This is a genomic window from Fimbriimonas sp. LA-C6, from assembly GCF_055398105.1.
Map to the genome: position 1 here is coordinate 1700970 of NZ_AP038796.1, position 20350 is coordinate 1721319.

Sequence of the window (20350 nt, forward strand, 5' to 3'; positions counted from 1 at the left end):
AAGATTCCCTCATTCACGAACGAGCGTTCCAAAACCCAAGGTAGCATGTTCATTCAGTGGCAAGACCGCGAGAGTTCGATATTGATGACGTCCTAGATAAGGCGATAGAAGTCTTTATCTGCAAAGGATTCGAGGCAACTTCCATGCAAGACCTTGTGGATGCCATGGGCGTTAGCCGAAGCAGCATCTACGACACCTTCAGCGATAAGGAAAGCCTCTTTCTCCGAGCTCTTGATCGTTATGATGAGTTTTGGTACACCAACCTCAAAAACCGATTATCCCGACCAGGATCGCGGATCGAAAACATTAAGAGTCACTTCGCTGTTGTAGTAGACGAAGGCATTAAGTCAAACGATCCCGGGTGTCTCATGGTGAATAGCACCGTAGAAAGAGCCCTGTCCGATTCACATTGTCGTGAAAGATCCGATCGGAACTTTCAAAGAGCAGTTGCTTTATACGAAATAGCTCTCCAAGAAGCCGAAGCCGCAGACGAGATAGCAGCAGGACAAGACCTTCTAGCTCTTGCCAGGTTCCTTGTAACGGTAGTAAAAGGGTTGCGTGTCGTTGCAAAAGCCACAAAAGACCCCAAAACACTCCAAGATGTGGCAAAGACGGCCATGGCAGCAATCGCCCTACCAACACAATAAATCTTGTAACTTGCGATCTGGATTCTGGAATGATTATTCCATTTCATTCCAAAACCCCTAATCGCAGACTCGAAATAATGAACCAACGACGGTTCCACGACCAGTCCCGAAAGGAAAATGCGAAACTAAATGTGGATCGTCAGACTGGCATTAAAACGCCCTTATACGTTTATCGTAATGGCGTTACTCACCCTGATTTTAGGTGTAGTAACGATCCTGAAGACACCCACTGACATCTTCCCCGTAATCGATATCCCCGTCGTTAGTGTTATCTGGTCCTACCCAGGTATCTCCCCTAACGAGATGGAAAAGCGAATCTGCACCATCAGTGAGCGAGCAGCCACTACCACCGTTGCAGATATCGAGCATATCGAATCTCAGTCGATGCCAGGTATCACCGTCATCAAGTTCTATTTCCAACCTGGTGCCAAGGTAGAAGCGGGAGTCGCTCAGCTTACTTCGATTAACCAGACCCTCCTAAGGGTCATGCCCCCCGGTGTAACACCCCCGCTCATTATCCGCTACAGCGCTTCAAGTGTCCCCATCCTCCAACTCGGTTTGGGCGGTAAGAACCTGTCGGAATCCCAGCTTTACGACGCCGGAACGAACTTCGTCCGAACCCAGTTGTCCACGGTTCAAGGCGCCTCAGTTCCCCTCCCTTACGGAGGCAAACCACGCCAGATCATGGTGGACCTGGACATCCCTGCGTTGAACTCAAAGGGCTTGTCTCCCGTCGATGTCAACAACGCCGTCAGCGCCCAAAACCTGATCCTCCCGGCAGGTACCGCCAAGATGGGTGAGCGCGAGTACAACGTGCTTCTCAACAGCAGCACCAACGCGGTTGAAGAGCTCAACAACCTTCCTATCAAGGTAGTCAACGGCGCGATGGTCTACATCCGAGACGTTGCCCACGTGCACGATGGCTTCGCCGTCCAGACCAACATCGTCAGCCAAAACGGCAAGCGTGGCGCGCTGCTCTCCGTGCTCAAAAGTGGAGATGCTTCGACGCTGAGCGTTGTCGAGAAGGTTAAGGAGGCCCTCCCGCGCATCAAGACGCTCATCCCTCCCACCATGGAGGTTCAGCCGCTGTTCGATCAGTCTCTGTTCGTTCGATCTTCGGTGGAAGGAGTGGTCAGAGAGGCCGTCATCGCAGCATGTCTAACTGCCGCCATGATCCTGCTCTTCTTGGGTAGCTGGAGAAGCACGCTGATCGTTGCTGTCTCCATTCCGCTTTCGATCCTCACCTCCATCATCTGCCTCGGATTCCTGGGGCAAACCATGAACGTGATGACCTTGGGTGGACTGGCACTGGCGGTAGGAATCCTCGTCGACGACGCAACCGTTGAGATTGAGAATATTCACCGAAACTTGAGCCAGGGCAAGTCCCTGACGAAGGGAATCTTGGATGGTGCGTCACAGATTGCGACGCCAACCCTGGTTGCAACCCTCTCCATCTGTATCGTATTCGTCTCGGTTGTGTTCTTGACGGGTCCCGCCAAGTATCTGTTCACGCCACTAGCGCTTGCCGTGGTCTTCGCGATGCTTGCTTCCTACCTGTTCTCACGAACCCTGGTGCCTGTGATGGTCAAGATGATGCTTCGCAAGGAGCTGCATCTGTACAAGGAGCACGGCGAACACGTCGTCACGAAGGACCCGATCTGGAACTTCCACCAGAAGTTCAACGCCAAGTTCGACAAGTTCCGAGACTCCTATTCAGAGATTCTGAGATTGGCGCTACAGCGAAAGGGACGGACAGCATTGATGTTCGTGGCACTCTTCGGAGTCTCCGCGACACTCATTCCTTTCCTCGGTCGAGACTTCTTCCCGACGGTGGACGCCGGTCAGTTCCGACTTCACGTTCGAGCACCAGCCGGCACACGCGTTGAAGAGACCGAAAAGATCTTCGGTCAGGTTCAAAGCGTCATCAAACAGACTATCCCGACGAAGGATCTAGGCCTGATGCTGGATAACGTCGGCCTACCTGTCGGTGGTGTGAACCTCGCCTTTAGCGACTCGGCCACGATCGGTCAGTCCGACGGTGAAATCCTGGTCTCACTCAAAGAAGGCCACGGCCCGACTCCAGAGTACGTCGAGAAGCTTCGCAAAACCCTGCGTCAGAAGTTCCCAGATCTGGTGTTCTTCTTCCAGCCCGCAGACATCGTCAGTCAGATCCTCAACTTCGGACTGCCAGCTCCGATCGACATCCAAGTGGTTGGCCGAGACAAGGGCAATTACGATCTGGCGAAGAAGATCGCGGATGACGTTCGGAATGTGAAGGGCGCCGTGGATGTTCACATTCACCAAGTGCTCGATGCCCCCGCACTCAACGTGAACGTAGACCGAACACGTGCCAGCGAGCTCGGACTGACTCAACGTGACGTTGCCAACAACCTGCTCATCTCGCTGAGCTCGAGTGGTCAAGGTTCGCCCAACTACTGGCTCGATCCAAAGAACGGCGTGAGCTACCTTGTCGCGGTCCAGACACCACAGTACAAGCTAGACAACGTGAGCGCTCTTACCAGCACTCCTATCGTAACACCGGGGCGAGACCCTCAGCAGCTGAGCAATATGGCGACCGTTAAACGCGGGCGCACCGTCCAGGTCATCAATCACTACAACGTACAGCCGGTATTCGACATCTATGCCAACGTACAAGGACGTGATCTGGGTGGCGTCTCTAGCGACATCGAGAAAGTCATCGCCAAATACTCCAAAGCAATGCCCAAGGGCACGCAGGTCGTCGTTAGAGGCCAAGTCCAAAGCATGAACTCGTCCTTTGTAGGACTAGGTATTGGAATAGCGTTTGCGGTGATGTTGGTCTATATGTTGATGGTAGTCAACTTCCAGAGCTGGGTCGATCCCCTGATCATCATCTCAGCACTACCGGGTGCACTCAGCGGCATCCTATGGATGCTATTTGCAACGCAAACCACCTTTAGCGTTCCATCCTTGATGGGAACCATCATGTGCATCGGTGTGGCGACGGCAAACAGTATCTTGGTGGTGACCTTTGCCAACGACCGACGGAAAGAAGGCGACAACGCAACAGAAGCTGCGCTTGCCGCGGGAACTACCCGCCTACGCCCCGTCCTCATGACCGCGCTAGCCATGATCATAGGCATGCTCCCCATGGCCTTAGGATTAGGCGAAGGTGGCGAACAAAACGCACCCCTAGGACGAGCCGTCATTGGAGGTTTGGCCATAGCCACCTTCACGACACTATTCTTCGTCCCCGTCGTTTATAGCGTATTAAGGAAACGCATCCACAAGCAGCACGACCCCGTTGCAGATGAGGATTCTCATCTACTCGATGACCCACGAGACGCAATCGTTCACGCATGACTCGGTCAAACAAGTGCATAGCCAGCAATTAGGAAATCAAGCATGGATACAAATCAAAAGAAATCATCCCCTAGTCATGTCGGGAAACCACGACGACGAGGTGTTGCTCTTCTCGGTACCGTCGCATTGGCCGCTATTGTGGCGGCCGGCGTCATGCCAAGAATTCGTCAGTCCCAAAAACTAGAATCCGAAAGCCACGACATAGCAGTGGAAAACCCATCCGTCGTAGTTGTTACGCCACACCTAGCAGTATCAGAAGACCTCGTACTCCCTGCAAGTGTCCGAGCCATAGAAGAAACCACTTTAGGTGCGCGTACTACGGGTTATTTGTCGAAGCGATATGTCGATATCGGAACCCGCGTTAAGGCAGGACAAGTCCTCGCCGAAATCCAGTCTCCAGATGTCGATCAACAGTACATCCAAGCCGAAGCCGACCAAGCAAAAGCGTCGGCTTCAGTAGGTCAATCCCAAGCTGATGTTGAGCGACAGAAGGCAGGTGTTGCTCAGACTCAGGCGGATGTGGCTAAGGCATCTGCGGCGGTTGCTCAGGCTCGGGCTTTTAAGTCGGGGGCGGAGTCGAAGTTGAGTCAGGCTAAGGCTGCGGTTGCGGGTGCTCAGGCTCGGGTTGCTCAGAAGCGGCAGGCTCTTGAGGCTCAGAAGTCGAACTTGGATCAGGCTAAGACTCAGCGTGATTTGGCTGCTGTGACAGCTAAGCGGTATGCGCATTTGTTGCAGCAGGGCTTTGTTGCTCAGCAGGATTACGACCAGACTCAGGCGGCTCTTAAGACGAGCACGGCAGCGGTGCAGTCTGCCCAGTCTTCGGTGCGTGCGGCTCAGGCGGATATTGACTCCGCGCTTCAGGATGTTGAGTCCGCGAAGGCTTTGGTTCGGTCAGCGGAATCTGACGTGAGCGCGAGTTCGGCGAATATCAACTCGGCGCTTGCGACTTTGAGCTCGACGAAGGCGACTGTGTCTGCTGCTCGGGCGAATGTTGGTGCGAGTATGGCCAATGTGACGGCTTCTAAGGCTCAGGTTCAATCGAGTCGAGCGAACGCTCAGCGGTATGCGGTGTTGCAGTCGTTCTCCAAGATTATTGCTCCTTTTGATGGTGTGATCACTTCGCGAAATGCGGATGTTGGATCGTTGATTAGTGCGGGTGTTCCGAGTGGGGATAACAACTCGGGCACCAGTAAAGGTGGCTTGTTTGGGATCGCGAGAGTTGACACTTTGCGCATCCAGGTCAGCGTGCCTCAGACTTATTTCAAGGCCGTGAGGCCTGGAACGAAGGCTCAGATCACGATTAAGGAACTTCCGGGCAAAATCTTTGAGGGCGTTGTCTATCAGAACGCTGGTGCGCTGGATGCGAGCTCGCGAACGTTGCTGACTGAGGTCCGTGTAGTGAACAAGGGCAATCTGCTTTTGCCAGGGATGTATGCCGAGCTTAAGTTCCAAGCGGCATCGGTGAAGACTTTGCGGGTTCTAGCAAACACTTTGATGATCGACGCTTCCGGTTCGCGAGTTGCGATTGTGGGGCCAGATTCAAAGCTCCACTTGCAGAACGTGGTGATTGGTCGAGACTTTGGAACCGAAGTGGAGATTGTTTCTGGTTTGAAGGGTGATGAGAAGCTTGTGACCAACCCGCCGGATTCGTTCTTTGAGGGTGAGACGGTCAAAGTTGAGGCGACTGCAACTGAGGCACCAAAGAAATGAAGCGAACCGTTGCGATTTTTCTTGCCGCATCGTTGACAGTTGGTGCGATGGCTCAAGAGCAACAGAAGGCTCCACCTCCCAAGGTTGTGGAGGTTCCGGTTCCTGTGCGGCCTCAGCTGACACCTACCGCCTCGAAAGGAACACTTACCCCGGAGCTTGCGGTGAGGTTGGCCATTCAGAACCAGCCGACTCTTGAGGAGGTTCAGCAGGCAGTGATTGCTGCCAAGGGACGAACCCAGCAGGTTCGGTCTGTTCTTTATCCTCAGCTAACAGTTGGGGGCAAGTACGACACGTCACGGTTTACGGGGAACGATCCGAACCGGGCTCAGCCGGATGTGATTAATGGGTTTGGTGCTTCGGCATCTGTTCGACAGTTGATCTTCGACGCGGGTCACTCGAAGGACTTAGTGAGTCAGTCGAAGGCTCTTGAAGAGGTTGCTGCTAAGGATCTGGCGCGGGCACGGGCCGACTTGGCGCTGCAAACTCTGACGGCGTTCTATCTGGTGGCCCAGGCGGATCGGTTGGTGGCAGTGAACGAGCGGAACGTGCTGAACCGTAAGAACCAGTTGGCGCTCGCTCAGTCGCGGTTTAGTGAAGGCATTGGTTTGGCCTCGGATGTGGTGACGGCGCAGACGGCGAACGGAGAGGCGGTGCAGTCGTTGATTCAGGCTCGTGCGAATGCGGATACGGCTCGCGTGTCGCTAGCTCAGACCATTGGGTTTGATCCTCAGACGCCGATCGTGATTGAGAACACAGGTGCTCCTGAGGTGGCTTTAGATTCCGATGTGTCTAAGCACGTGAGTGAGGCGCTTTCGAAGCGTCCTGAGGTGTTGCGGGTTAAGGCCGCTCTGTTGGCTGCGAAGTACGGTGCTAAGGCGGCGAAGACCACCAATGCTCCTTCGTTGTCCCTCAGCCTCAACGCCGCGAATCATGATCCGGGTTTTCCTGCCGGTGGTGGATCCGTGAATGCTGGCTTGGTGCTATCGTTCCCGATTATCGACGGTGGTCTCCGGTCGGGAAGAGTGCAAGAGGCAGAGGCGCTGAGGAAATCTTCCGAGGCTGATGTTCGCGTGACGGAATTGGCTGTGCGAAGCGAAGTTTCGCGGGTTTACCTACAGCTTCGTGGCGCGGAGGAGCGGCTTTCTGCGGCACGTTCTAACGTGAGCAATGCGCAGGAGTCGGTTCGCATCTCCGAGGGTCGGTATACCTCTGGGTTGGGGACTTTCTTGGACATTATCAACTCGCAGGCTTCCCTGCTGACGGCCGAGACTGCAGTGACCAATGCGGAAGCTGATGTCGCGACACTACGGGTTGCCTTTGAGCGGGCTACTGGGAATTTGCCGGTTAAGTGATTCGCCTGCTCGTCCAGCCCTCTCCACAGTGATGCAGGAGAGGGCGGTCGGCAGTTTATTGTTTGTTCATTCCAGACAGCTTTTGCATGACGGAGCCTGAGGGGCTTTGCATGGCGGAGGTGATTTCTTTGGGGATGGTTACGGATGAGACGACGTCTGTTCGGTTTTGGACTCCTGAGACGCCGGATCGGAAGCCGTGTTTTTCCCAGGCGATCTTTTGGATTTCTGGATCTTGCAGGGCTTCTAGGAGGCGCCTGCCGTTTTCTTTGAGGGCGATGACGGGGTGGTTGGCCCAGACGGTTGGTTTGGGATAGAGGACGCGCAGTCCGTTGGCTTTGTCCTTCATCACGGTCGGATTTTCTGCGGCGTATTCAACGAGTTGGTTTTCGTAGCCTACGACCATTGGATATTTGCCAACTCCTTGGCCTAGGTAGTTGGTGAAGAGGGTTCTGCTGGACTCTTCTAGGAAGCCTAGTTTGTCGTAGAAGGCTCGGATGTCTGGCCAGAGTTGTTGCAGAGATTGGTCTGTGAGAACTTTGCCTTTGTTCATCATGGAGCCGAAGAGGGCTGCTGCCATGAGTCCGCTGTTGGATCGGCTTGGGTCGGTGGGGACGATTCTGACTGTGCCGTAGAGGTCTAGGCCGAGGCTTTGCCACTGGGCGTCTTTTTTGACGAGATCAACCAGTTTGGGAAGATCGGAGATCCAGTAGACACCTTTGGCGTCTCGGGTGACCATGCCTTTCGACTTGAGGGCGTCGGCCACGCGGTCCCAGCTGTAGATGACTACTGGGCTATTGAAGATGGGCGAGGAGGTGACGTTCTTGCCGTACGCTGCCTCGAAGGAGTGGACGTTGACATCGGAGGCTGGCCAGAGGAAGTCGTAACCTTCCTTCCCTGCTCTTACGAGGTCTACGGAGCCTAGGGTGGTGGCGGAGAGTTCTAGGTGGTACCGGTCGCGCAGGATGCGGATGACGTCTGGGTCTTTGGTGAAGGCGTTCTTTTCTGAGCTGACTAGGCCTTTGACCGTTGCGAGGGAGCCTGGGTTGGTTGTGGCGCTATTCCCTTCTGGAGAGCCCTTTCGCATTAGGAAGAACGCCGTTAGGATGATCCCCATGACGACGATGAGAATGGCGAATCCGGATGTGTTGTTCTTCTTCATGATGTTGTTTAGCCGAGGCTTCCTAGGGTCTGTTCAAGCTCGTGTAGGACGGTGATGTGGGCCTTTACTTCGGCGGAAAGGTTTTCGCGCATTTTTTGCTGATCTTCGAGGTCTTGTCTTTGGAGTCGGTCGAGGACTTTGGCTAAGTAGCCTTTGACCGAGTCGATGGTGTCGTCTGATTCGGTTTCGCCGTAGGCTTGGTCGTAGCGTTTGTAGGACTGCAGCACGGAGATCACTTGCGTGAGGGTGTCTTTTAGTCCGAACAGTGGGGCGGTTCCGAGTTCGGGTTGGATTTTTCGTTCTTGAGCTATTTCTAGGAACAGACGTTGGAGCTCTTTGTGTTTGAGTTTAGAGGCTTCTGAACGTAGCTGGGTGAGGAGTTCGTTAACGACTGCCGTGTCGTCTTCTGGTTGCTGTGCTGGCATCAGCTGGTCGAGACCGATGTAGGTGGCGAAGCCGAGAATTACGGCTAGCCACCAAGGCATGAGAAAGAGTGAGACAGCCAGGACTAGGGCTGCCCCTGCAACTTTTATTAGCATGAACTCTCCTTAGTTGTAGCCTTTTGCATCTCGGAAAGCGGTCTGGAGGTCTTTGGCACCGTCGAATGCCTTTGCGTGGGTCTTGTCTGAGAGTCCTTTCATGAAGTTGGCGTCTGCGTCTCCGAAACCTATTGTGAAGATGGGGATGTCACTTCCTAGCGGGTGTCCGCCGATGGATTGTTCTAGGTCTGACATTTGGTCGGTTGGTTGGCCATCGGACATGAGGATGATGGATTTGAAGTACGTGCCGTTTGATGGATACAACCGGACATGTCGCAAGGCTTTACCAAGTGCTTGGTGGAGCATGGTTTCTCCGTCTGGGTTACGGGATTCGATCTTGTTGAGAAGTTCGGCTAGCTGTGTTGGATCGTTTCCTCTGACTTGCCAGACCTCTGGGTTACCGGATGAGAAGGGGATCACGATGGTGATGTCTTCTTTTGTTGGTTGGAGGAAGTAGCGTTTGGATTGTGCTGGGTCTAGAAGCATGCGCATTGCGGTTTTGAGCTGCTTTTCTCCTCCGTTGCTTCCCATGCTGCCGCTGTAGTCTAGGACGTACACGGTGAGGGATGGCTTCCTGAGAGCGCTTTGATAGAGTGCGAGCGCCTCTTGCAGTGTTGCAGCGCTGGGCATGGTGATTGGGGTGATGATCTTTTTGGTATCGATGCCCCAGGCTGGGTTGAACACGGCTTGATCTGCGTTGGCGATAGTGATTCCGAGATCTGCCTTTCGCCTGCCGCGGGAGAGGAAAACGGATTGTGCGTCTTCTTTGAGGAGCCTCTCTTTGAGCTTTGCGAACAGGTCGCTTTTGGATGGGTTCATGGAGGCGATGGGGTAGTCGGCGATGGCTGTTCCACCTTGTGGGTAGAAGGCGTAGAGTGGGTCGCTGCTTCCTCTTGGGTCTTGGTTCGCTCGGATCACTTCGCTCTCGTAGGTGACCATTGCGTCGATGGTAGATGGGTCTTCGAGGTAGCGGTCGGTTTGGAATCCTGTCGAGGCTGCTGAACGGTCGATAGTTCTGAGCAGTTCGCGCATTTGGGTGGTGAGCTTCGCGTTGTTTAGGTCGGCTGAGGTGAGCGCGGAGGTTTTGCCGGATAGGGATGCGAGGTAGCCGAGATAGGCCATGGCGCCGGAGTTGCTTTGTGTGGCCGAGGTCATGGCCCAGCGGAGGTTGTTTTGTTTGGCGGCGGTTAGGATTTGGGCGATGGAGATCTGCTTTCCTTCCCAGGCAAGTCGTTTGGCGACGCTGGCTTTTACAGCAAAAACCACGGGACTGGAGAAGATGGGGGTTTTGTCTCGGAGTCGGTTGGATTTGTCTCCGAGTGAGAGCCAGATGGAGGAGCTGGGCCAGACGACATCGAACTGGGATGTTTTCTTGTCGAGCTCGTTCATGATGTCGACTGAGCCTTTGTAGTTGAAAACGAGATTTGTGCCGACTTCGGCGGCCATTCGCTTTAGGTCGGGTTCGAGGTCTTTGAGTTCGCTGCTGGCGAGAACGGAGAGGGTGTTGTTGGCTGCCGTTGGGGCTTCTGAGGATGTGCTGTTATTGCAGCCTGCGAGGATGCCTGAGAGGCCCAGTAGGGCGGTGGCGAACAGGATGGCTGTTCTCTTCATTGTTTGTTCCTGCGCTTTCGGATTTGTGGATGCCACTCGGATCCGTCTGAAGATACTTGCTCGGCGGCTTTGGGGTTGCCAAACAGAAATGGCATTGTTAAGAAGGGGACACCTTGTTACGCGCCGGTCATGGTAGCGAAGAGACTCTACAGGTACGAAGTGGAGCGTCTAAGAGGTGTGGAGGGATCTCGATAATCTTAACAATACGGCCTTTGGGTGGATTGTGGATTTAGGCGGAGCTTTTGATTTTAGAGATCTGAAACATAAGGGAGTCTGGAGGGTATCCAGACTCCCTTGATGTTGGGGTTTATCGGTCGCCCGGTTGTTTTTGGTCGCCTGATGGTGCTGACGAAGTTGTTGCTTCGGGTTTGATATCGACCTTGGTGTCGGCTCCGCTTCCCTTCTTGAAGTTGTCTGTTGGGATCATGACAACTTCTTGTTTGGCGGGGGCTGGTTTTTCGGTCATCTTTTCTGACCCATCGCAGCCGCAGACTAGGGCTGCTACTGGGAGGGCTAAGAGTAGGAGTTTCTTCATAGTCTTAGTTAGGCGAGTAGTCTGGTCGGAAGAGTGGTACGTGGCACTGTGAGTCTACGTAGGTGAGTGACTGATCGGGAACGCCGGTGGCTAGGTAGCTTGGGCTGGTTACGAATGGATCTGTCTTCCAGTCGCCTGTTCCTGTTGGTCGTGACTTAGCGTGACCATCTGAATAGACCCAGTTCTGTGTTTTGCCGAATGCCCAGACCGTTCCGTAGGAGATGTTGCCCATTTTTGATTGGGTTCCGTTTGCGATTCCGTCTGGTGTGTGCTGGTCTTGTCGGCCACAGGCAGAGGCGCTGCCGAACTGTGCTCCGCCGCCGTTGAAGACGCAGGCTGCGTTCGGGTCTGCGCAGATGAGGAATGGGTTTGTGTAGGTGTAGCCGACGTAGTTGGCTTTACCGAAGCCAGGCCACCATGCGGGGGTTGTTGCGGGTGACGCCACTGCCGCGTTTGACATTTCGCTGATGAGCCCATTCATCTGGTAGGCGGTCCTTCCAGGTGTTCTAGCAAGGTTCGCTGCGCTGTAATCGAAGCTGGTGCTTGTGACTTCAGGCGCACCTGGTGTTGCGAACATGTCGAAGCTCTTGACATAGGGCATCACGAGGTTATTAGGTAGGCCCCATGCGCCTCTTACTCGGCTGGTGCATCCTTGTGAGTTATGCGCTTTGCTCCAGTCGGCTGGGAAGAAGACGCGTGAGTTAAAGTTCCAGCGACCGTTTGGTGCATCGGCTGAGATGTTGCAGTCTCGGCCTGCTTGCGGAGGGAACTGGTCATCGGAGTCCGATGAGTAGATCATCGAAGCTGTTCCAAGCTGTTTTAGATTGCTGAGATCTTGGGTTTTCTTAGCAGCTACCTTAGCCTGTGCAAACACGGGGAAGAGGATGGCAGCGAGAATTGCAATGATCGCAATGACAACAAGTAATTCGATTAAAGTAAAAGCCTTGCGCATAACATATCCAGTGTAAGGCTGGATCGTTAAGCAGGGATTGTTAAAAGATTAAGGAATCGTTAAGGTGCGGTTTTGAGTCGAACCAAAAGCGGTTAAGTGTCGCCTAATAAGGCTTACCTAGACCATTGGGGAGCCTTTGGGGTGGCCGTAGTACCACCAGTTGCGCTCGGAGTTCCAGCCGTTGTCTCTTGCGATCTCTTCTCCCCATAGGCAGTGGCTCATTTTTACGTTGCCTTTGACGCGCTCGTCTGCTGCTAGGAGGCGTTGGAGGATGAGGTGGTGGAAGGCTTCTGGGAATCGGTGGAGGAGTTCTTCGATGAGCTGGCGGGTGTCGACGTCGTTGAGATAGTCGTCTAGGCCGAGCATGTAGCCTTCAGCGACCTGTCGGGAGGTTTGTTCCCAGTTGGCGATGATGCCTTCTAGGCCATTGCCAACCAGGTGATCTGCGAAGCCTTGGGCTTGCAGGTATGCGCGGACTCGGTCTTGTGGGGGGATATTCATTATCTGGAGAGTTGTCTCCGGAAGTAGCGCTCGCCGTCGTTGGGTTTGAAGAATGTGCGGATGGTGCGGTTTGGGTTGAAGGCGACGAAGGCTCCGGTGGATCGTTGAAACTTCGAGGTCACGCCGTCTTGTCGGGTGGCTCTTAAGACATCTGAGCTGGGTTTGGCGTCGCGAAGTTGTTGAGCCATGGCTAGATACACCGTAATTGTGACTGGTCCGAACTCCGATCCGTGCTTTTGGAAGTGCTCCTGTAGCTTTTCTTGGCTGGCAAAGCCGGGGCCAGATGGGATCGGTTCTAGCGATTGCGGCTTGGTGCAGCCTAGAAGTGTGAACGCCAATAGGAGGCAGATTTGCAGCGATTTCATGGAGTGGCGATTCCGTCTGCACCTGCTTCGAAGGATTTGAAGTTGTGGAATCCTTTGTCTCGGAGGTTCTTGACCGTTCTTTCGCTGCGCGCTCCCCGGGCGCACATTAATACATAAGGTGTGTCTTGTCCTAGTTCGGTGAGTTGATCGGGGATCTGGGCCATGGGGATGTGGCGGACTTCGGCGAAGCCTTGTGGTATTCGAGTTCTGTCTTCGTCTGGCTCACGGATATCGATGAGAACGTAGGTGGAGGGTTCGTCTTGGCCGTATCGGAAGTCGTAGGAGGTTTCGCTTTTTGTGCCTGCGCCGCAGGTTGGGCAGTTGGGATCGGCGGCGCGTGCGATTTGGGAGAGGCTGTAGGTTTTGAGATCGAGGATCAGCATTTCGGAGCTGAGGGGGCTTTCTAATCCTAGGATCCACTTGAGTGCTTCGTTGGCTTGGAGCATGCCGAAGACGCCAGGGACCACTCCGAGCACGCCTACTTCGGCACAGGTGCCTACGCATCCTTCGTAGGGAGCTTCGGGCCAGATGCAGCGGAGGCAGCCACCATTGCTGTTGGGATCGACCGTGTAGATTTGGCCCTCGAACTGGTAGATGCTGGATTGGATGAGGGGTGTTTTGGCTTGGACGGCTGCGTCGTTGATAAGGAACTTGGTGCGGAAATTGTCGGTGCAGTCGATGATGAGGTCGTACTGTGGGAAGAGTTCGGCGGCGCTCCCGGGGGTTAGGCGTAGGGGGTGTTCGCGGACTTCGACGAGGGGGTTCTTGGTTTGGATGGCGCGGGATGCTATTTCGACTTTTGGATAGCCGACATCTTTAACGTCGAAGAGTGGCTGGCGGTGGAGATTGGTGGCATTGACGACGTCGAAATCGCAGATTCCGAGCGTTCCTACCCCTGCTGCTGCGAGGTAGGTGAGGACGGGACAGCCTAGACCGCCTGCTCCGATGACGAGTACCTTGGCTTCTTTGAGTTTGGTTTGTCCGGCTTCGCCTACTTCTTTGAGTTGCTTTTGGCGGCTGTAGAGGGAATCGGCTAGGCTGGCGGGGGTTTGCTGGGGTTGGTTGTTGATCCAGCCGGAGTCGCCTTGTTGGTAGTGCTCCTTTTTCCAGATGGGGACCCGTTTTTTGAGTTCGTCGATGACGTATTCGCAGGCTTCGAAGGCTTCTTTTCGGTGGGCGGCGGCGACTCCTATCCAGACGGCGGTTTCGCCTAGTTCTAGCAGTCCAACTCGGTGGATGCACTGGATTTCTAGGACTCCGAAGAGGCGCTTTGCTTCTTGTAGGAGGGCCTCTCCTTCTGAGACGGCTAGGGGTTCGAAGGCTTCGTATTCGAGTCGCTCGACTTGGCGGCCTTCGTTGTGGTTACGGACTTTGCCTTCGAAGGTGACGAAGCCTCCTGCATTATGGAGGTTCATTTCTGGCGCCGCGATGGGTTCCGAGCTGATCTTGAACATGGCTAACCTCCGGCTACGGGTGGGATGAAGACCACTTCGTCGCCTTCGTTGAGGATGGAGGTCATGGGTTGGAAGCGGCGGTTGAGGGAGAGTTTGACGAGCTCTGGTTCTAGGGTGAAACCGTGTTGGGCGCTGAGGTGCGAGTACAGCTCGGAGGCGGTTTGAGCTGTTGTGGAGATTGCTTCGGAGGAGACTCCTCGTTGCTCTCGGAATATGGCGTAGTACTGAACTTGGATTGTCATTGAAGCGACCTGCCCCAACTTATCTTAACCACTTTGACGCGCTGGTCACCTTTTAATTCGCTGAGTTCGGGTGGGACCACCAGGAAACTGTCTGCTTGGGCGAGACCTCCTAGTATTTGGGAGCTGTTTGGGAGGTCGGGGTAGGCCCAGTGGTCGCCGTCGCGGAAGAGTGTTTTGCAGGGGATGAACTCTTCCCTGCCGGGTGCTCTTTGGAGCGGTTCTGCCAGGCGGCATTCCAGCTCTTCTGGGAGTGTTTCGACTCCTTGTGTTTCCAGGAGGAAGGGTTTGACGAAGAGCTGGAAGGTGGTGAGGCAGCTGAGTGGGTTGCCGGGGAGACCGAAAACGTAGGGGCCGCCGGGTCGGTGGCCGAAGTAGATGGGTTTGCCTGGCTTGATGGCGACGCGCCAGAAGATGGTTTCGACATCGAGCTCTTGGAGGCACTGTTTGACTACGTCGTAATCACCTACTGATACGCCTCCGGTTGTGAGGACTAGGTCGCAGGAGCTGAGTAGTTTGGCGAGCATCTGGCGGGTTTCTTCCAGGGTATCTGAGGCTCGAAGGGTTTCTATTTGGTAGATACCCAGGCCGATGAGGGCTGCCATGAGGGCGTTGGTGTTGGCTTCGTAGATCTGGCCTGGTTGGAGAGGTTCTCCTGGGAGGGCGAGTTCGGATCCGGTTGAGAGGATGCCTACTCGGGGGAGTCGGTAGGCGGTGAGTTCAGCGAGTCCTGTGCTGGAGGCGAGCGCTACGATTGCGGGGTTTATTTGGGAGTCGGCGGGGACTAGTGTTGAGCCGGTAGTGGCTTCTGCTCCGGCTTTGCGGATGTGGGTTCCCTGGTCTTGGGTGGCTTTGAAGTAGATTTGGGAGTCTTGCAGGTCTACGTCCTCTTGCATCACTACGGCGGAGACGGATGGGGGGACTGGGGCTCCGGTGAAGATTCTTACGCACTGGCCGGGTTGGATGGTGATGTGGGTGGGGTCGGTACCTGCTGCTATGGTGGCGACCAATTGCAGGGGGCCTTGTATGTTGAGGTCCTGTTGGTGGATGCCATAGCCATCGACTGCGGAGTTGTCGAAGGGGGGGAGGTTTTGGGTGGCTAGGATTGGCTCTGCTAGGACACGGCCCATCGATTCTTGGACGGGGATTTTTTCGGTTCCGAGTGGTTTGGCGTGGACTCGAACTAGGGCGATTGCTTCTTGGTAGGTAAGCATGTGGTTAGCCTCCGATGAGGATCATGCTCCTGTTTTTGAGGCGAGCGAGATGGGCCATGGGGGCGTGCTCAAACTGTTTTTGGGCGAGGGTGGAGCGGATGAGCGCTTCGAGTTCGTCGTCGGTTGCTCCTTCTCGTATGGGGTCTCGGAGGTTTGTTTCTAGGTCGGAGTGGAGGCAGGGTTTGAAGCAGCCGTCGGCGGTAAGTCTGACTCGGTTACAGGAGCTACAGAAGCTTTCTGTCATGGAGGTGACGAATCCGACGGTGCCTTGGAACCCTTGGATTCTGTAGTCTTTGCCTACGGCGTTTGGTTCGGTGTCGATGCGCTCTAGGGTGTAGCGTGAGTTGATGTCTTCGAGCATCTGTTGGTAGGGATAGACCTTGGATACTTGCCAGCCGTTGTCTTCGAAGGGCATGACTTCGATGAAGCGGACATTGATGGGTTTGTCTTTTACGAACTCGACGAAGTCGAGGATTTCATCTTGATTGACTCCAGCCATGGCGACGACGTTTACTTTGACGCTTTCGATGCCCGCTTCTATTGCTGCATTGATTCCGGCGAGGACATTGGAGAGTGAGTCTCTTCGGGTGATCTCGAAGAATTTCTCCGGATTGAGGGAGTCTAGGCTGATGTTGACACCGTTGAGGCCAGATTTTTTGTAGGTGTCGGCCATATCTGAGAGCCGGTAGCCGTTCGTGGTCATGAGGATGGTGTTGATGCCATCGATGCTGGACAGGCTTGCTATGAGATTTTCGAGTCCTGGGCGTACGGTTGGTTCGCCGCCGGTGAGCCGGATTTTGGTGACACCCATAGAGGCGAAGAGGTTGGCGAGACGGTGCATTTCTTCGAAGGAGAGGAGTGAGTCGTTTGGACTCCAGTCGATTCCTTCCTCGGGCATGCAGTAGACGCAACGGAAATTACAGCGGTCGGTGACGGAGATTCGCAGGTAGGTATGGACGCGTCCGTGTTGGTCAACTAATGGTTGTCGTAGGGTTTGGCCAGTCTTCGTCATGAGTATTCACGGACCTGCCATGGTGTTTCCGACAACATCATACACGCTCCTCGAAATGTTCTACGTCTCAATTCGATTTGCGTGTTCAGTATGGCCGGATTTGGACGGATCCGATCGATTTGGGTTCAATTGTGGCCCTGAATTGAGCTTGTTCTCGTGGGTAGGTGACGCAAGTAACTGAGCTAGAAGGCACGTAAGAGGTTAGCGAAATTGACGACTAAACGTGCAATACCGGCTAGTTTATAAAAAATCTAATGAGTTTTTTATTACGAGACACCCATATGTATACGGGGCAGATGCGATCTATTCCCAAAAACTCATATCAGCTACAAAGATTTGAGACAGCAAGTGGAGCTTAGATGTTTTATATACCGGTACCAGACTTAACAGAGGCGTTGAAATTCACGCCCATCGTAGATTATCGAATCCGATATGAGCGACGGCTTGAAAGGGACTTCAACAAGAGTAACCGAGATAACAAGACGGATGTGTTCAACCGTCTTCGTCTCGGAACGGACGTGAGTTACGGCAAGAACTGGTCTGGCTCGTTCCTGTATCAGTACGCTCAGGACAGCGTTATCACGATGAAGGCGAACTACGGCGACGACGCAAGCGACCTTTATCTAGGCTATGTTAAATACACCTCGAACAACAAGGATGTTATTACCGTTGGCCGACAGCGCATTAGCTTTGGCAACGACCGATTGATTGGTTCTGCTGACTGGAACAACGTTGGCCGAGTGTTTGATGCGATTCGCTATCAATCTTCTAAGTGGGATCTAGTCGACTTCAAGATTGCTGTTGCATCACCCGAACCCGCGAATGCACGCCTGTTGGCTGCTGGTTACACTTCCAAATTCGGTCAGACAAGCTACATCTACAAGTACGACAAGGGAACGACTGCCGATACCCGCATCTCGACTCTGTCGCATTTGACCAAGCTTTCTTGGAAGGGATTTGATTTCGACTTCGAAGGAGCAGCGCAGCGCGGTAAGGTCGCTACTAAGGATATAGAAGCATGGGCGCTTCACCTTGGTGCTTGTAGAAAGGTTGGATCGAAGACGAAGGTTTCTATCTTGCTAGACTCGGCCAGCGGCGGTGGAAATTCGAAGAAGACTTACACCTTTGACAACCTGTATCCATCGAACCACAAGTTCTACGGCAACATGGACATGCAGGGTTGGCGAAACATGAATGAGTTGACCTTGCGGGTGGACCACAAGTTCTCCAAGCAGACCGATGCGACCATTCACTGGCACTCTTTTGGTCTTCGCGATGCGAGTGATGCTTGGTATGCAGGCAACGGCTTCATCAACAAGAAGGCTAGTGGCACCTTCCAAGATGCAACTGGCAGGAGTGGAAAGGACATTGGTTCCGAACTTGACTTTGAAGTGAATCACAAGATTAACAAGAACTACAGCATTGCTGGTGGTTTGAGTGTGTTCAATCCTGGCAACTTCATTAACAAGGTCAATGCGGGTCATGCTGACAAGCAGACTTGGGGCTACATGTCGTTCCAGATGCGTTTCTAGATAGGAATGCGGAAGCGGCTTCCTCTTACGGGGAAGCCGCTTTTTTGTTATGTATTGAGGACTCGGGCGACGATTTCTACGGCTGATTTGAGTTCGGCGTCGGAGTTGAGGATGTCGGGTCCGAACCTTACAAAGCCGCCTCTTGCGTCTACGGTGACTCCGTGCATGATGATGGATTTGCTGAGGGCTGCGGCTTCGGGGTGTGGCAGGAGGGTGAAGGCTCCGAAATGGGTTGGATCTTGGGGTTGGAAGAAGGGGACGTTGTGTTCCGCTCCGAGGGCACGTAGTTTGGCTTGCTGCTGGAGACTGAAGGCTCGCAGGCGATCCACCCCTATTTCTGAGATGAGTTCGAGTCCGGCTAGGGCTTGATAGACTGTAAGCACTGGCGGTGTTGATTCAAGCCATGCGTCGCCCCCTTCGGCAAGTTCGGGGTGTTCTGGTCTCTCGTAGCCGAAGGTGTTTTTCTTGGCGAACCAGCCTGTGTCGAGCGTTCTCAGGCTTTTCTCTTTCAGCAGGTTGGGATGGATGGCAAGCCAGCATGCTCCTGGGCCACCTCTTGCGTATTTGTAGCTTCCTCCGACCATGAAGTCGATGTTCATGGATTCCATTTGGAGGGGGATGACACCTGCGGCGTGGTAGGAGTCTACGAGGACGTAGGCGCCGACTTCGTGTGCTCTTTTTATGATCGTCCCGATCTCTTGGAGGATTTGGCCTGTGGTGAAGAAGACTTGGGGGAAGACGACTAGGTCCGTTCCGGGTTGGATCGCAGCGGCTATGTCGGATGAGAGGTAGATCGGTACGGGGCCTTCTTGGGAGGAGGGTTCTACCCAGGTGATCTGTGCTCTTCCTTTGTCGGCGTAGGTTTTGAGGATGAAGTCGACGCTATCGAATTCGCCTCTTGTTGCGACTACTTGGACAGGTCTTGGTGAACCGTCTTTGGGAAGCGCGTTGAGTACGGCTCTGAGGCCTTGTCCTGCGGAGGTTTTGGGGACTACGGCGTCTGGTTGGGAGAGGCCTACGAGGCGGGCTACCAGGGAGCGGTAGAGGGCGATGGCTTCGATCCAGGGTCCCCAGGCTACGTCGAGGCCGGAGTACCAGTGATCGAGCGCCATGAGGATATCGGCCTCCATGCGGTCGAGTGGTCTTCCGAGGGAGTGGTTTGCCAGGTAGATATCGTTTCGCCGGAGTGTTCGGGAGAACAGGGGCCATATCTGCTGACGAATGAACTCTTCCGTCAGGGGCCCTTCGATCATGCTCCTATCTCCGTTCGGACTTGCCAGAGTTCTGGGAACATGAGGGTCTCGACTGCTTGCTTGAGGAACGAGACTCCGGAGCTTCCGCCTGAGCCTCGCTTGTGACCGATGATGCGCTCTACCGTCTTCATGTGTCGGAATCTCCAAAGGGCGAACATCTGTTCTACGTCTGTGAGCTTCTCGCACATCTCGTATGCGGCCCAATACTCTTTGTGATTGTCGTAAATCTTTTTGAAGGCGGCGATGACGGCGGGGTGGGAGACATAGGGGAGGGACCAGTCTCGGTCGGTGACTTCGGCGGGGAGGTCGAAGCCTTGCCTTGCTAGGTGAATGAGGAATTCATCGTAGAGGCTGGGTTTGTGGAGCATCTCCGTGAGTTCCGCGTGGATGGGTTCGTTGTGTTCGAGGACTCTCAGTGTGTTGGCGTCTTTGTTGCCGTAGAGGAACTCGATCATTCGGTATTGGTAGGACTGGAATCCGCTGGATTGGCCGAAGACTCCGCGGAACTGGGCGTACTCGCTTGGGGTGAGCGTTTCGAGGACGGCCCACTGTTCGAAGAGGATTCTTTGGATCTGTTTAACTCGAGCGAGGATTTTGAAGCAGGGTTCGAGCTCGTCGTTTTGGACGTGTTTGAGGGCTGCTTTGAGTTCGTGGATGCTGAGTTTCATCCAGAGTTCGGACGTCTGGTGTTGGATGATGAACAGCGTTTCGTCGTGATGCTCGGGGTTTGAAAGAGGCGTCTGGGCCGAGAGGATTTGGTCGAGTTTCAGGTAGCTGGCGTAGTCCAGTTTGGACTTGAAATCGGTGTGGATGGTGGGTTCAAACGGGCGTTCTGCCATGTTGCCTCTTTGCAGTTAGTAGTTAGAGTATGACAGCGTGGGTGCCGTGAGCTTTGCCGGGATGCTTTAGGTTAATGAACTTTGGAAAAGGAGT

General features: G+C 54.2%; 18 protein-coding genes. 5 read left to right on the top strand and 13 right to left on the bottom strand.

Annotated features, from left to right (window positions below):
• The first annotated feature begins 56 nt into the window (after positions 1-56).
• The 4 genes from ACZ51B_RS07915 to ACZ51B_RS07930 all read left to right on the top strand — a co-directional run bounded on the left by ACZ51B_RS07915 (position 57) and on the right by ACZ51B_RS07930 (position 7051).
• On the top strand, positions 57-647 hold the full coding sequence (locus tag ACZ51B_RS07915; RefSeq protein WP_464296697.1) for a TetR/AcrR family transcriptional regulator: 591 nt from the start codon (positions 57-59) through the stop codon (positions 645-647).
• 129 nt (positions 648-776) lie between these two features.
• Positions 777-3989, top strand: a complete 3213-nt coding sequence (locus tag ACZ51B_RS07920) for an efflux RND transporter permease subunit (RefSeq protein WP_464296698.1) — start codon at positions 777-779, stop codon at positions 3987-3989.
• Positions 3990-4031: 42 nt separating this feature from the next.
• Complete coding sequence (locus ACZ51B_RS07925) at positions 4032-5699, top strand: efflux RND transporter periplasmic adaptor subunit (RefSeq protein WP_464296699.1); 1668 nt, start codon at positions 4032-4034, stop codon at positions 5697-5699.
• Positions 5696-7051 carry a TolC family protein gene (locus ACZ51B_RS07930; RefSeq protein WP_464296700.1) on the top strand — a complete coding sequence of 452 codons (1356 nt, stop codon included), beginning with the start codon at positions 5696-5698 and terminating at the stop codon, positions 7049-7051. Before ACZ51B_RS07925 ends, ACZ51B_RS07930 begins: the two co-directional genes overlap by 4 nt.
• 55 nt (positions 7052-7106) lie before the next feature.
• On the opposite strand, the gene ACZ51B_RS07935 is transcribed toward ACZ51B_RS07930, so the two are convergent.
• The 11 genes from ACZ51B_RS07935 to moaA all read right to left on the bottom strand — a co-directional run bounded on the left by ACZ51B_RS07935 (position 7107) and on the right by moaA (position 16632).
• Positions 7107-8210, bottom strand: coding sequence for a hypothetical protein (locus ACZ51B_RS07935; RefSeq protein WP_464296701.1), 1104 nt, complete (start codon positions 8208-8210; stop codon positions 7107-7109).
• Between the two features lie 8 nt (positions 8211-8218).
• The gene (locus ACZ51B_RS07940) at positions 8219-8749 is read right to left on the bottom strand and encodes a hypothetical protein (RefSeq protein WP_464296702.1); all 531 of its coding nucleotides are present in this window, start codon (positions 8747-8749) and stop codon (positions 8219-8221) included.
• A gap of 9 nt (positions 8750-8758) precedes the next feature.
• Positions 8759-10360 carry a vWA domain-containing protein gene (locus tag ACZ51B_RS07945; protein WP_464296703.1) on the bottom strand — a complete coding sequence of 534 codons (1602 nt, stop codon included), beginning with the start codon at positions 10358-10360 and terminating at the stop codon, positions 8759-8761.
• A gap of 307 nt (positions 10361-10667) precedes the next feature.
• Complete coding sequence (locus tag ACZ51B_RS07950) at positions 10668-10895, bottom strand: hypothetical protein (RefSeq protein WP_464296704.1); 228 nt, start codon at positions 10893-10895, stop codon at positions 10668-10670.
• A gap of 4 nt (positions 10896-10899) precedes the next feature.
• On the bottom strand, positions 10900-11847 hold the full coding sequence (locus tag ACZ51B_RS07955; protein WP_464296705.1) for a prepilin-type N-terminal cleavage/methylation domain-containing protein: 948 nt from the start codon (positions 11845-11847) through the stop codon (positions 10900-10902).
• A 117-nt stretch (positions 11848-11964) separates the two neighbouring features.
• Positions 11965-12348, bottom strand: coding sequence for a hypothetical protein (locus tag ACZ51B_RS07960; protein ID WP_464296706.1), 384 nt, complete (start codon positions 12346-12348; stop codon positions 11965-11967).
• The gene (locus ACZ51B_RS07965) at positions 12348-12713 is read right to left on the bottom strand and encodes a hypothetical protein (RefSeq protein ID WP_464296707.1); all 366 of its coding nucleotides are present in this window, start codon (positions 12711-12713) and stop codon (positions 12348-12350) included. Before ACZ51B_RS07965 ends, ACZ51B_RS07960 begins: the two co-directional genes overlap by 1 nt.
• Complete coding sequence (locus tag ACZ51B_RS07970; RefSeq protein WP_464296708.1) at positions 12710-14167, bottom strand: ThiF family adenylyltransferase; 1458 nt, start codon at positions 14165-14167, stop codon at positions 12710-12712. The genes ACZ51B_RS07965 and ACZ51B_RS07970 overlap by 4 nt, the downstream gene beginning before the upstream one ends.
• 2 nt (positions 14168-14169) lie before the next feature.
• Positions 14170-14409: a MoaD/ThiS family protein gene (locus tag ACZ51B_RS07975; protein ID WP_464296709.1), complete on the bottom strand. Its 240-nt coding sequence runs from the start codon at positions 14407-14409 to the stop codon at positions 14170-14172.
• Entirely contained in the window at positions 14406-15620 is a 1215-nt protein-coding gene (locus ACZ51B_RS07980; RefSeq protein ID WP_464296710.1) for a molybdopterin molybdotransferase MoeA, read from the bottom strand. The genes ACZ51B_RS07975 and ACZ51B_RS07980 overlap by 4 nt, the downstream gene beginning before the upstream one ends.
• A 4-nt stretch (positions 15621-15624) precedes the next feature.
• Entirely contained in the window at positions 15625-16632 is a 1008-nt protein-coding gene (moaA, locus tag ACZ51B_RS07985; protein WP_464296711.1) for a GTP 3',8-cyclase MoaA, read from the bottom strand.
• Positions 16633-16991: 359 nt separating this feature from the next.
• Here moaA and ACZ51B_RS07990 point away from each other — a divergent pair, with 359 nt between their 5' ends.
• Entirely contained in the window at positions 16992-18164 is a 1173-nt protein-coding gene (locus tag ACZ51B_RS07990) for an alginate export family protein (RefSeq protein WP_464296712.1), read from the top strand.
• A gap of 47 nt (positions 18165-18211) precedes the next feature.
• On the opposite strand, the gene ACZ51B_RS07995 is transcribed toward ACZ51B_RS07990, so the two are convergent.
• On the bottom strand, positions 18212-19417 hold the full coding sequence (locus ACZ51B_RS07995) for an aminotransferase class V-fold PLP-dependent enzyme (RefSeq protein WP_464296713.1): 1206 nt from the start codon (positions 19415-19417) through the stop codon (positions 18212-18214).
• Entirely contained in the window at positions 19414-20256 is an 843-nt protein-coding gene (locus tag ACZ51B_RS08000) for a tryptophan 2,3-dioxygenase (protein WP_464296714.1), read from the bottom strand. The genes ACZ51B_RS07995 and ACZ51B_RS08000 overlap by 4 nt, the downstream gene beginning before the upstream one ends.
• Positions 20257-20350 lie beyond the last annotated feature (94 nt).